Source organism: Paraburkholderia sp. NMBU_R16 (assembly GCF_013282575.1).
Lineage (GTDB): Bacteria > Pseudomonadota > Gammaproteobacteria > Burkholderiales > Burkholderiaceae > Trinickia.
The window spans coordinates 103,126-115,052 of sequence record NZ_JAAAYE010000016.1; the positions used below are offsets into that span (position 1 = coordinate 103,126).

General features: G+C 59.3%; 12 protein-coding genes and 1 tRNA gene. 12 read left to right on the top strand and 1 reads right to left on the bottom strand.

What is annotated here, in order from left to right:
- Positions 1–2 precede the first annotated feature (2 nt).
- The 3 genes from tatA (at position 3) to tatC (ending at position 1,697) form a co-directional block, all read left to right on the top strand.
- Positions 3–248, top strand: coding sequence for a Sec-independent protein translocase subunit TatA (gene tatA / locus GWC77_RS10840; protein ID WP_173256906.1), 246 nt, complete (start codon positions 3–5; stop codon positions 246–248).
- A 45-nt stretch (positions 249–293) separates the two neighbouring features.
- Positions 294–821 carry a Sec-independent protein translocase protein TatB gene (gene tatB, locus GWC77_RS10845; protein WP_173256907.1) on the top strand — a complete coding sequence of 176 codons (528 nt, stop codon included), beginning with the start codon at positions 294–296 and terminating at the stop codon, positions 819–821.
- Positions 822–899: 78 nt separating this feature from the next.
- Positions 900–1,697 carry a twin-arginine translocase subunit TatC gene (tatC, locus tag GWC77_RS10850; RefSeq protein WP_173256908.1) on the top strand — a complete coding sequence of 266 codons (798 nt, stop codon included), beginning with the start codon at positions 900–902 and terminating at the stop codon, positions 1,695–1,697.
- Positions 1,698–1,781: 84 nt separating this feature from the next.
- Here tatC and GWC77_RS10855 read toward each other — a convergent pair whose 3' ends face one another.
- Entirely contained in the window at positions 1,782–2,987 is a 1,206-nt protein-coding gene (locus tag GWC77_RS10855) for a Do family serine endopeptidase (protein ID WP_173256909.1), read from the bottom strand.
- A 19-nt stretch (positions 2,988–3,006) separates the two neighbouring features.
- Here GWC77_RS10855 and GWC77_RS10860 point away from each other — a divergent pair, with 19 nt between their 5' ends.
- The 9 genes from GWC77_RS10860 to GWC77_RS10900 all read left to right on the top strand — a co-directional run bounded on the left by GWC77_RS10860 (position 3,007) and on the right by GWC77_RS10900 (position 11,852).
- On the top strand, positions 3,007–3,753 hold the full coding sequence (locus GWC77_RS10860) for a Nif3-like dinuclear metal center hexameric protein (RefSeq protein ID WP_173256910.1): 747 nt from the start codon (positions 3,007–3,009) through the stop codon (positions 3,751–3,753).
- A 227-nt stretch (positions 3,754–3,980) separates the two neighbouring features.
- A complete protein-coding gene (gene petA / locus GWC77_RS10865) occupies positions 3,981–4,601 on the top strand; it encodes a ubiquinol-cytochrome c reductase iron-sulfur subunit (RefSeq protein WP_173256911.1) in 621 nt (206 codons plus the stop codon).
- Positions 4,601–5,986, top strand: coding sequence for a cytochrome bc complex cytochrome b subunit (locus GWC77_RS10870; protein WP_173256912.1), 1,386 nt, complete (start codon positions 4,601–4,603; stop codon positions 5,984–5,986). The genes petA and GWC77_RS10870 overlap by 1 nt, the downstream gene beginning before the upstream one ends.
- 22 nt (positions 5,987–6,008) lie before the next feature.
- Complete coding sequence (locus GWC77_RS10875; RefSeq protein WP_173256913.1) at positions 6,009–6,782, top strand: cytochrome c1; 774 nt, start codon at positions 6,009–6,011, stop codon at positions 6,780–6,782.
- A gap of 100 nt (positions 6,783–6,882) precedes the next feature.
- Positions 6,883–7,494 (top strand): glutathione S-transferase N-terminal domain-containing protein, encoded by a 612-nt coding sequence (locus GWC77_RS10880; protein ID WP_006052302.1) that lies wholly within the window; start codon positions 6,883–6,885, stop codon positions 7,492–7,494.
- Positions 7,495–7,564: 70 nt separating this feature from the next.
- Positions 7,565–8,047 carry a ClpXP protease specificity-enhancing factor gene (locus tag GWC77_RS10885; protein WP_173256914.1) on the top strand — a complete coding sequence of 161 codons (483 nt, stop codon included), beginning with the start codon at positions 7,565–7,567 and terminating at the stop codon, positions 8,045–8,047.
- Between the two features lie 20 nt (positions 8,048–8,067).
- Positions 8,068–8,143 (top strand) — tRNA-Thr (locus tag GWC77_RS10890).
- A 494-nt stretch (positions 8,144–8,637) separates the two neighbouring features.
- A complete protein-coding gene (locus GWC77_RS10895; protein WP_173256915.1) occupies positions 8,638–9,642 on the top strand; it encodes an AAA family ATPase in 1,005 nt (334 codons plus the stop codon).
- Between the two features lie 233 nt (positions 9,643–9,875).
- Entirely contained in the window at positions 9,876–11,852 is a 1,977-nt protein-coding gene (locus GWC77_RS10900; protein ID WP_254366901.1) for a S8 family peptidase, read from the top strand.
- Positions 11,853–11,927 lie beyond the last annotated feature (75 nt).

Consider the following 11,927-nt stretch of genomic DNA (forward strand, 5'->3'; position numbering starts at 1 on the left):
TCATGGGTTCGTTTAGCGTTTGGCATTGGCTGATCGTGCTGCTGATCGTGGCGCTGGTTTTCGGCACGAAAAAGCTGCGCAATATCGGCAGCGATTTGGGCAGTGCCGTGAAGGGTTTCAAAGAGGGCATGAAGGAAAACGAGACATCGGGTCCCACTGCGAACGGCGGCGAGCATCCCGAGTTGCCGAACGCGCGCACGGTCGACGTCGAGGCGAAGGAAAAAACCCGTTCGGGCGACTACCGCTGATGCGCGGAATGACGCTGCGAGGCCTGCCGGGATAGAACGACAACCATGCTCGACCTCGGTCTCACCAAAATGGCGCTGATCGGCGTGGTCGCGCTGGTCGTGCTCGGCCCCGAGCGGCTGCCCCGTGTCGCGCGTACCGCCGGGGCGCTGTTCGGCCGCGCACAGCGCTACATCAACGATGTCAAAGCCGAAGTGACGCGCGAAATCGAGCTCGACGAGTTGCGCCGCATGAAGAGCGAGTTCGAAGCCGCCGCGCACAACGTCGAAAACACGATTCACGAAAACGTCCGGCGCCACGAAGCCGAGCTCAACGAGGCCTGGCAGGCCGGCACGAGCGTTTCGCCGAGCATCGCCGGCGGTGGGGCGTCGTCGGATGGCTCTGAAAGTGGGGCGTCCACGTGGTCGCGCGGCCCGGCGCTCGCCGAAAAACGCCGCAACTGGCGCTCGAAGCGTTTGACGATGCCAACTTGGTACAAACGGGCGACGGGACGGCGCACGCATGTGCTCTCCGGGGCGGCGCGCGTCGCGCGCCATACGCCGGCCAGCCTGCGCCGGCCGCGGCGCTTTCTCTGACCGGATGGGCATGCCCTTGACGCTTCCCGTCTTCGAGCGTGCGATGCCGCGCTTTTCGAATTTCCAACGAGGGCCGGCGTGAGCGACCCGAAACAGAACCAGGACCACAACCCGGACCCGGGCGACGATTCGCAAGAGACATTCATCTCGCATCTCGTCGAACTGCGCGACCGCATCATCCGGGCCGGCATCGCCGTCATTGTCGTATTCGTTGCGCTCGTCTATTGGGCCCCCGATATCTTCCGGCTGCTGGCCCGGCCGCTGATGCAAAACCTGCCGAGCGGCGGCAAGATGATCGTCACCGACGTCACGGGCTCGTTTTTCGTGCCGATGAAGGTGACGATGCTCGTGGCATTCGTCATAGCGTTGCCGATCGTGCTGTACCAGATCTGGGCTTTCGTTGCGCCCGGACTTTATCAGCACGAAAAGCGGCTCATCGCGCCACTCATCGGCAGCAGCTATTCGCTTTTTCTCTGTGGCATGGCGTTCGCCTACTTCGTCGTATTCCCGACGATTTTCCGGGTCATGGCGCATTACAACGCGCCGCTCGGCGCGGAAATGTCGACCGACATCGACAACTATCTGAGCTTCGTGCTGACGATGTTTCTCGCGTTCGGCGTGACGTTCGAGGTGCCGATAGTCGTCGTGCTGCTCGTGCGCATGGGTTTGTTGACCGTGAAAAAGCTCAGGGAAATCCGCCCCTATGTGATCGTCGGCGCATTCGTGGTGTCGGCCGTCGTCACCCCGCCCGACGTGTTCTCGCAGTTGATCCTGGCCGTGCCGCTCATCGTGCTCTACGAAGCCGGGATCATTGCCGCGCGGCTCCTCGTGGGCAAGACGCCGCCGGTGGCGGACGGCGAGAACGCCACGAGTTGAAAGTCCGCGGCCGGCTGAAGCCGAGCCAGCCGCGGCGCAAACCGGAGCCGGCCTCATCGGCCCCGGCCCGTTCCGTCACTCCCGTCACTCGTCTTGTTGGCTGTCGTCGCTGCTGCCTTTCGGCGGAGGCGGGCGCTTGCCGATCATGACGTCGACCTGCATCTCCTTGTTCTTGCGCATCAGACGTATCTTCGCATCGGTGCCGGGCTTGATTTGCGCGATGACGTTCAGAAGCCGCGTCGTGTCGGTGATTTCCTGACCATTGACGGCGAGCAGCACATCGCCGGGCTTGATGCCGGCCTTGTCGGCGGGACCGCCTTGCAGCACGCCCGCGACGATCGTGCCCTTTTGCTGGAGCCCGAACGATTCGGCGATCGCGGGCGTCACATCCTGCGGCTCGACGCCGATCCAGCCGCGCGTGACCGAGCCGGTCGTAATGATGCTTTCAAGCACGCTCCTGGCGGTGGAGACGGGGATGGCGAAGCCGATGCCGAGCGAGCCTCCGGAGCGCGAGTAGATGGCCGTATTGATGCCGAGCAGATTGCCGCGCGCATCGACGAGTGCGCCCCCCGAGTTGCCGGGGTTGATCGGCGCATCGGTCTGAATGAAGTTTTCGAACGTATTGATGCCGAGGTGATTGCGCCCGAGCGCGCTGATGATGCCCATCGTCACGGTTTGACCGACGCCGAATGGATTACCGATTGCAAGCACCACATCGCCTATGCGCGCCTCGTCGATGCGCCCGAGCGTGATCGTCGGCAGATTCGTCATGCCGATCTTGAGCACCGCGAGGTCCGTTTCGGGATCGACGCCCACCACTTTCGCATTGGTCCGGCGGCCGTCGGCCAAGGCGATTTCGATCTGGTCCGCCCCGTCGACGACATGTTGGTTCGTTAGAATGTAGCCTTCCGAGCTGACGATGACGCCCGATCCGAGGTTCGTTGCCGGCTCGTCCTGCGGCGGTTCCTTGCCCCCTTTCGGATTGCCGAAGAAGTAGCGGAACAATGGGTCGTTGGCCTGCGGGTTGGGCGGCAACGATCCGGCTTTGCCCGAAAACACGTTGACGACGGCCGGCATCGCCTTTTGCGCGGCATCGGCATACGACGTGATCGTCGGCGTCGAGCCCGTACCCGGCGCGACTTCGCGTAGCGCCACGATGGGCGAGGCCAGTTGCTTGCCGAGCTGTCCTTGCCGCTGCAGCCATTGCGGCTTGAGCGTCACGACGATGAACATCAGCGCGAGCAGCACCGTGACCGCTTGGGCAAAGAACAGCCAAAAGCGTCTAAGCATTTGAAGATTAGAGGATTCTATGGATCGGATCGAACTTGAATTGTACTTGAACGACATGCTCGACACGGCACGCTTCAAGGACTATTGCCCCAATGGGCTGCAAGTCGAGGGGCGCCGCCGCATCGAGAAGATAGCGACCGGTGTCACGGCGTCGCTTGCATTCGTCGAAGCCGCGCGCGAGTGGGGGGCCGACGCATTGCTCGTGCATCATGGCTACTTCTGGCGCAACGAAATGCCGCAGATCGTCGGACGCAAATATCGGCGCCTGAAGGCGCTCATCGCCAGCGACATGAATCTGTTCGCGTTTCACCTGCCGCTCGATGCGCATCCCGAGCATGGCAATAACGCCCAGCTCGGCGCGCGCATGGGTTTGATTGCCGATGCACACTTCGGCGCCGACGACCTCGGCTGGATGGCGACGCTGCCGATGCCGATCACGCTCGCTCACTTCACGGCACAAGTCGAGCATACGCTCAGCCGTACGCCGCTCGTCCTAGGGGACCCCGAGCGCGAATTGCGCCGCATCGCGTGGTGCACGGGGGCCGCGCAGAGCTATTTCGAGGCCGCCATCGACGCGGGCGCCGATGTCTTTCTGACGGGCGAGATTTCCGAGCCGACTACGCACATCGCTGCCGAGAGCGGCGTCGCGTTTCTTGCGGCGGGGCACCATGCGACGGAACGCTTCGGCGTGCAGGCGCTCGGCGCCCATTTGTCCGAGCAGTTCGATATCGAACACCTCTTTATCGATATCGATAATCCCGTCTGATTATTGGAATTGCGCTGCGTTGCACGATCCGCCCGATACGCGAAATGCTTGAACAAGGATCGTTTGCCGGATCGACGAGGTGTTGGTGTCTGGGGAAAACCCTTACGGATCAAGCGGTTCGCATGGTTTTTGGCGGACAGGTCTTGTAAATGACGACTCCATTCCCGCAAACTAGCGGGCGGTGGCAAAAAGCGTGACGGAAATCCAACTCAGAAGTGGGGCGTGTAATGCGAGATAAAGAAGAGGAACGCGTCGACGGCAGCCGCCGTACCTGGCTGATTGCGACGTCCGTAGCAGGCGGCATTGGAGGCGTAGCCGCTGTCATACCGTTTGCAAGCTCGTTGGAACCCTCTGAAAAGGCCAAGGCCGCCGGCGCACCGGTCGAGGTCGATATCAGCGATTTGAAGCCGGGCGACATGAAGACCGTTGCCTGGCGCGGCAAGCCCGTGTGGATCATCAATCGGACGGACGCCATGCTGGCCGACGTGACCAAGGCCGACAAGGAAGTGGCCGATCCGGACACGAAGAATCCGTTTTCGATGCCCGAACCGGCGTACTGCCAGAACGAATACCGTTCGCGCCCCGATCACAAGAACATTCTCGTCCTCGTGGCCGTGTGCACGCACCTGGGCTGTACGCCGACGCCGCGGTTCACCCCGGGACCCCAGCCGAACCTGCCCGGCGACTGGCCCGGAGGCTTTCTCTGCCCCTGCCACGGGTCGACGTACGATCTGGCGGGCCGGGTCTTCAAGAACAAGCCCGCACCGCAGAACCTCGACGTTCCCCCCTACATGTTCACGTCGGCGACCACGATCGTGATCGGCAAGGACGAAAAAGGAGAAGCGTAATGGCGACGACCGAAAAAGAAGCCGTAACGACGACGGGTCTTGCCGGCTGGATCGATCGCCGCTTCCCGATGACGTCGACCTGGAAGGCCCATCTTTCCGAGTACTACGCGCCCAAGAACTTCAACTTCTGGTACTTCTTCGGCTCGCTGGCGTTGCTCGTGCTCGTGAACCAGATCGTAACGGGCATCTTCCTCACGATGAACTACAAGCCCGATTCGACGCTCGCGTTCGCCTCGGTCGAGTACATCATGCGCGAGGTGCCGTGGGGCTGGCTCATTCGCTACATGCACTCCACGGGCGCGTCGATGTTCTTCGTCGTCGTCTATCTGCACATGTTCCGTGGGCTGCTTTACGGTTCGTATCGCAAGCCGCGCGAACTCGTCTGGATCTTCGGTTGCGCGATCTTCCTGTGCCTCATGGCCGAGGCATTTTTCGGCTATCTGCTGCCGTGGGGGCAGATGTCGTATTGGGGCGCGCAGGTGATCGTGAACCTCTTTTCGGCGATCCCGTTCGTCGGCCCTGACCTTTCGCTGTGGATTCGAGGCGACTACGTCGTATCCGACGTCACGCTGAACCGCTTTTTCGCGTTTCACGTCATCGCGATTCCGCTCGTGCTGATCGGCCTTGTGTTCGTGCATATCGTCGCGCTGCACGAAGTCGGTTCGAACAATCCCGACGGCATCGAAATCAAGGCCAAAAAAGATCCGAAGGGTCGCCCGCTCGATGGTATTCCGTTCCATCCGTACTACTCGGTCCATGATTTCATGGGCGTGTGCGTGTTCCTGATGGTATTCGCCGCGATCATCTTCTTCGCACCGGAGATGGGCGGGTACTTCCTCGAGCAGAACAACTTCGTTCCGGCCAATCCGCTGCAAACGCCGCCCGAGATCGCGCCTGTGTGGTACTTCACTGCGTTTTACGCGATGCTGCGTGCCACGACCGATCCGTTCAAGATCGTGCTGATGATCGTGATCGGGCTGCTGGGGCTCCTTGCGCTCGTACGGGCGCGCGGCAAGTGGAAGATCGGCCTGCCGGTCCTGGCGGTGCTCGTGATCGTTGCGATGTACCTGACGCAATCGAAGTTCTGGGGTGTCGTCGTGATGGGCTCCGCGGTGGTATCGCTTTGCTTTTTGCCCTGGCTCGACCGCAGCCCCGTCAAGTCGATCCGCTACCGGCCGTTGTTCCACAAGTTCTTCTACGGAATCTTCGTGCTTGCGTTCTTGACCCTCGCTTATCTGGGCACCAAGCCGCCATCGCCGGCCGCGACGTTGATCGCTCAGATCTGCGCGCTGGTCTACTTCGCGTTCTTCCTCGGCATGCCGTTCTGGACGCCGCGCGGCACGTTCAAGGAGCCGCCCGAGCGTGTGCGGTTCAAGCCCCATTAATCGCGAGCGAGGACAAGACGATATGAAGACATTGCTTTCGAAGCTTGCCCGCATTGGCGCGGTGGTGCTCACGCTGGCCGCCGGCATGCTCGTGGCCCCCGGGGCTTGGGCGCAGGAAGAGGGATTTCGGCTCGATCGTGCGCCCGACAACACGGAGAACCTGGCGTCGTTGCAGCATGGCGCGCAATTGTTTGTAAACTACTGCTTGAGTTGCCACAGCGCGAGCCTCATGCGCTACAGCGCGTTGACGCAGCTTGGTCTTTCACAAAAGGAGATCGAGCAGAATCTGCTTTTTACGACAGATAAAGTCGGTAACACGATGACCGTGGCCATGCGTCCGGAGGATGCGAAAGCGTGGTTCGGTGTGACGCCGCCCGATTTGTCAGTGGAAGCGCGGGCGCGCAGCAGCGACTGGCTGTACACCTATTTGCGCAGCTTCTACCGGGACGAAACACGGCCGACGGGATGGAACAACATGGTGTTCCCGAACGTCGGCATGCCGCATGTCCTGTGGCAGTTGCAGGGCGTGCAGACGGCGAAATACGAGGACGAGTTGAACCCCGAAACGGGGGAGAAGGAGCATCGTTTCGTTGGCTTCGTGCAGGCAAAACCGGGGGCGATGTCCCGGGTAGATTATGATTCTGCCGTGGCCGACCTTGTCGCCTACATGACCTGGATGTCCGAGCCGACGCAACATGGGCGCCGGCAGCTTGGCGTATGGGTGCTGCTGTTCCTGGGCGTGCTGACGTTCCTGGCCTGGCGGCTGAACGCGGCGTACTGGAAGGACGTTAAATAATCACGCCGTGACGGCGGTGTGAGGGTCGGCGCGATTCGAAGCCCGCTTCGGCGGGCTTTTCGGCGTGCTGGCCCTTCAGTTTTTTGAGGAAATTTTAGACATGATGGTTCTGTATTCCGGCACAACTTGCCCGTTTTCCCAGCGTTGCCGGCTGGTGCTGTTCGAAAAGGGGATGGATTTCGAGATCCGCGACGTCGACCTCTTCAACAAGCCGGAAGACATTGCGGTGATGAATCCGTATGGGCAAGTGCCGATCCTGGTCGAGCGCGACCTGATTCTGTACGAATCGAACATCATCAACGAATACATCGACGAGCGCTTTCCCCATCCGCAGCTGATGCCGGCCGATCCGGTGCAGCGCGCGCGCGCACGACTGTTCCTGCTCAATTTCGAGAAGGAGTTGTTCGTGCACGTGGGCACGCTCGAGAACGAGAAGGGCAAGGCGGCGGAAAAGAATCACGAGAAGGCGCGTCTTGCGATTCGCGATCGTCTGACGCAGCTGGCCCCGATTTTCCTGAAGAACAAATACATGTTGGGCGAAGAGTTTTCGATGCTCGACGTGGCGATCGCTCCGCTGCTCTGGCGTCTGGACCATTACGGTATCGAGCTTTCGAAGAATGCCGCGCCGCTCATGAAGTACGCTGAGCGCATTTTCAGCCGGCCGGCGTACATCGAAGCACTGACGCCGTCGGAAAAGGTCATGCGCCGCTGATGTAATTTCAGGGTGCGGCGCTTGCGGCGGAAGTCCGGCAGCAAGCGCTGCACCTTGGCGAGGACAGTCGATGCAAGAGATTCCAACGAAACCGTATCTGTTGCGCGCGCTTTACGAGTGGTGCACGGATAACGGATACACGCCGCACATCGCGGTGAGGGTCGACAATCAGACGCGCGTGCCGCGGCAGTTCGTGCACAACGACGAGATCGTGCTCAATATCAGCTTCGAGGCGACGACGCAGCTGCAGATGGGCAACGAGTGGATCGAGTTCAGTGCGCGCTTCTCGGGCAAGGCGCACAAGATCGAAGTGCAGGTGGCCAACGTACTGGCGATCTACGCGCGCGAGAATGGGCAGGGTATGGCGTTTCCGGTGGAGCCCGCGGTGGGGGAGGCCGGTGGCACGCCTGTCGAATCCGAGGTGTTGGATGCGGAACCGGAGGATGTCGGCGTCGGGGCCCCGACGCAGGCAACAAAAGACGACGGTGACGGACCCTCATCCGACGACGGCTCGAAAGGCGGCGGCAAAGGGCACCTCAAGGTCGTGAAATGAAGTAGAATCACGGGCTCAACGCCGGCTTAGCTCATCTGGTAGAGCAGTTGATTTGTAATCATCAGGTGGCGGGTTCGAGTCCTGCAGCCGGCACCATATCTGACAAGGGCTTAGCTTCGGCTAGGCCCTTGTTGCATCTGCGGACTGTCAACGGATCGTCAACGGCGAGAGGGCGCGCCATGATGAAACATCATTCGCATCCGGGCGAAATTCTGCGTGAGACCGTGTTTGTACCTCTCGGTCTCGGTGTAGCGGAAGCAACTGAAAGACTCCGACTGCCCCGCGCTTTCGCGAGTGCTTAACGGCCCGGGACGAGCGTTGGCAGGCAGCGAAGCAGAAACAGCCTAGAGTTCGGGCCCGTGGTCGAGGGGAGCAGCCGAAGGCGTTCAAGAAGATTCGATGTGCAATTGGACGATGCTAGGCATGTCATACTCGCCAGGTGATGTCACCGAGTCGTTCTTCGAGAAGAAGACGGAATTTTGGCAATTCTGTATGCTGCGCCTCTGTCGCTTTAGCCGGCAGCTTTCTTTATACTGTACGTATACACATATAGTATTCCTTCGGCAGTGACGAGGGCAGGGGTATCGACCATGGCGAACGGAAAACTTCTACGACAATTGGTACGCGCGGGTGTCGAGGGCGACCACGAGGCCTTTCGCCGGGCGTCCGAGGCAGTTATCGCCGAGGAAAGAGGGAAGCAGCATCATTTGCTTGCCAACGATCTCGAAAAAGTTCTCTATGGGCGTCCTTCGTCCGCTTCATCGCTTTCGGTCGTCAATCTCAAGAAGTCGGTTCCTTCGGACAAGGAGCGCGGCGTTGACTTGATCGACATTCGGCAGCCGACGCGTGAACTGACCGACTTGGTGGTTAGCGCCGATGTTCGTTCGGCTATCGAGCACATTCTGCTTGAGCACAACCGCGAAGGCGCGCTGACGACCTACGGGTTGGAGCCTGCACGGAAGCTACTATTCTTCGGTCCGCCGGGATGCGGCAAAACTCTCACGGCGGAAATAATTGCGACGGAACTTGATTTGCCGCTGGCGATTATTCGTCTAGACGCAGTTATCTCGTCGTACCTCGGAGAGACGGCCGCCAATCTTCGAAAGGTATTCGACTTTGTGGAGGGGCGTCCGGTCGTAGCCCTCTTCGACGAATTTGACGCGTTGGCCAAAGATAGGGGCGACTCCGGAGAGCATGGGGAACTGCGCCGCGTGGTTAATGCAGTGCTCCAGATGATCGATGAGTATCGCGGTAAGAGCGTGCTTATAGCGGCGACAAATCATGAGAATTTACTCGATTCGGCAATTTGGAGACGTTTCGATGAGACTGTCCAATTTGCTAACCCAGATGCCGTACAGATAAAGGCGCTGTTGCAGAACAAGCTACGTGGCGTCCGGAGGAACTTCGAGCCGTCTGACGTTGCAGTGTCTTCTCGGTTCAAAGGTATGTCTCACGCGGATATCGAGCGCGTTTTGCGTCGGGCGATAAAAGAAATGGTCCTTCAGGGTCGAGAGTTCTTGGAGACCACGCACCTCGATTCTGCGGTCGCTCGTGAGCACAAACGACGCACCACCGGCAAAAGTTGCACAAAGTAGCTTTTTTGCGCATCCTTACGCGGAGACCATCGAACATATAGAACCGCGGGGGCCAAATGCCATATGAGCATCTGCGCGTAGTACGGGATGAGCCGGTAACCTTAAGGAAAAAAAATCGCTTTCCTGGCTTTCCGAAGCCAAGCGACGTAAGGCAGCACGGCGTTCAGTTACAGCGCAGTCTAACCGTCGTGACTGAGGCTCCAGCAGAGCCAGGTTTTGATGAGCGTAGGCTCTTGCGTATCGATGTTCTTGAGGGATTTCGACCGGACGCCTTGGAGGTAATTCCCGGCCTCACTGTTGTAAGCCAAGAGGGGCGCTCGGTCGCGCTGCTGTTCAGCACTGAAGACGCGCTCGCGGTGGTGGACCAACGACTTACCGTGCTGGCTCGTGATGGCAACGTCACTTACGCTAACCTACTGCTTGCCATTAGAGGTTTTGATTCATGGACGCCGGCTGACCGAACAGGGCCTGCGTTGGCACAGCTTGGGCTGCCCGATGAAGACTCGTCAATTGTGGACGTCGAGCTCTGGCCGATCGAGCGTAACGACGAGCGCGTACGTTTGGTCCGCGCGTTCGAGGAATTACTGCGAGCGGAACGCATCGAGACGCTAGATCGGCTCGATAAAGAAAGCCTGCTGATGTTCAAGCTTCGAGCGTCTGCCGCGCAGGTAGACGTCTTGTTGCGCTATCGAGACGTGCGGCTAGTTGACTTGCCGCCGAGTTTCCGACTTGAGCTGCAGTCGCTGCAGCTGGACATCAACGATTTGCCCGATCTCGACCCTGTACCGGATGACGCTCCGGGTGTATGCGTTTTGGATACGGGAATTGCGGCGGCTCATCCATTGTTGGCGCCTGCGATTGGGGAAACGGGCAACTTTATAGAGCCGGGCGAGCCAGCAGCGGACGAGGACGGACATGGTACTCGTGTTGCTGGTCTCGCCTTGTATGGTTCGATGACTGATCTGTTGCCAGACCGCTTTGCACCGCAGTTGCGACTCTTTGCGGGAAAGGTCTTCAGCAATGACGGTCAAGATCAAACCCACTTCGTTGAGAAGGCAGTTGAAGATGCTGTTCGGTATTTTCGCGAAGAGTATGGCTGCAAGATCTTTTGTCTTGCATATGGCGACGCGAATAAGGTGTACGACGGGAGGCATGTCCGGGGCTTGGCGTACACGCTAGATCGATTGAGCCGCGAACTGAATATCCTTTTTGTTGTCCCTACTGGTAATCTTCTCAGCGACGAAATACCGGACGATGCATTGCAGACATATCCGCAATATTTGTCGGGTAGTGAATTTCGCCTGCTTGATCCCGCGACTTCAATAAACTCCCTGACCGTCGGGGGGCTAGCCGAATTTGAGTTGGATCATCAAGCTCAGCGATTCCCGGAAAGAATTGAAACCACCCCCATAGCAAGACGCAACCAGCCGAGTCCTTTCACGCGAAGCGGCCCTTCGGTCGCCGGAGCTGTCAAACCGGACTTCGTCGCGTTTGGCGGAAACGTGGCGAGGCATCACCTTCGCAACGGTTTCGCAGGTCAACGTCTTGGCGTGGTTTCAACCTCACGAAATTTTGCCGACGGCAGGCTTTTCGATGATGCTCCGGGCACCAGCTTCGCTGCACCACAAGTAGCTCATCTTGCGGCAACAGTACTGCGGTTTTTGCCAGACGCTTCTGCGAATATGGTGAGGGCCATACTTGGCGCGCATGCCCGAGTTCCTGGAGAGACTGAGATTCTTCTCGCCGAAGATGACGAGTTGAAGCTCGGCCTTGGCGGCTTCGGCCGCGTAGTCACTCGACACCTATTCGAATCTGATGACGATGCCGTTACGTTGGTCGCAGAGGACGCTATCGCCACTGACCATCATCATTTTTATGAGCTGTTGTTGCCGGATGAATTTTGGCAGGGGCGCAAGAGAGCACGAGAGATTTCGGTCGCGTTGGCATACAGCCCGACGGTGAAGACGACCAGAATTGGCTACCGATCTTCAAAACTCAGTTTTAACGTAGTCGAGGCTGAAAGCCTTGAGCAGGTTAGTGGCTGGTTCAACACAAATCGCGTAGCAGCCGCGCGAAAATTGGCTGCGTCAGCGTTTGCCAATATCAACGCGACCACCCGATCAAAGGGCACGTTACAGTGTGCAACATGGACGTATAAGGCTCTTTTGAAAATGCAGTGGGTAACGCGGCTCACGAGGCATGCGGGTTGAAGCTGGAGAAATCTAGCTTGCCGGCGATGAGGAACAGCACGGTTCGCATTGTTTCGAAGCGCGTGTAGCCGCGCG